The sequence below is a fragment of the Streptomyces sp. SID3212 genome (assembly GCF_009865405.1).
Classification (GTDB): Bacteria; Actinomycetota; Actinomycetes; order Streptomycetales; family Streptomycetaceae; genus Streptomyces.
Window position 1 is genome coordinate 1 of record NZ_WWJY01001001.1, and the last position, 394, is coordinate 394.

Below are 394 nucleotides of genomic sequence, written 5' to 3' on the forward strand. Positions count from 1 at the left end.
ACACCTCCAAGGTCCGGGCTGTACTGCCCATGCGCTTCGTCTGCGATCTGTTGTAGCATGTCATCCATCGGATGACAACCAGAGTGTCGTCCGATGGATGACACGACCGGAGGAGACCCGCATGACAGCGGCCGACCAGCCCGATCCCGGCCCGGCGCAGGCGCCGGGTCCGGCGTCCTTCCTCGCCACCGCGGCGGCCCTCGAAGCGATCGACCAGGCCCTGCGGACGGCCCGGAGCCACGCGCCCGACGCACCCGACGACGGCGGGCCGGATCCCCGGCCCGTCCTGGACGCGCTGCTGCTGCTGCGCCAGGTACGGGATCAGCTCGCGACATGGGAATCGGGCCTGGTCGAGACGGCGCGCGGCGCGGGTGCGAGCTGGGCGGACCTCGCC

1 pseudogene is annotated in these 394 nt (G+C 71.8%); it reads left to right on the top strand.

Going from position 1 to position 394, the window contains the following annotated elements:
* Positions 1–121: 121 nt before the first annotated feature.
* Positions 122–394: pseudogene (locus GT042_RS29630) on the top strand (type III effector protein); the annotation flags it as partial.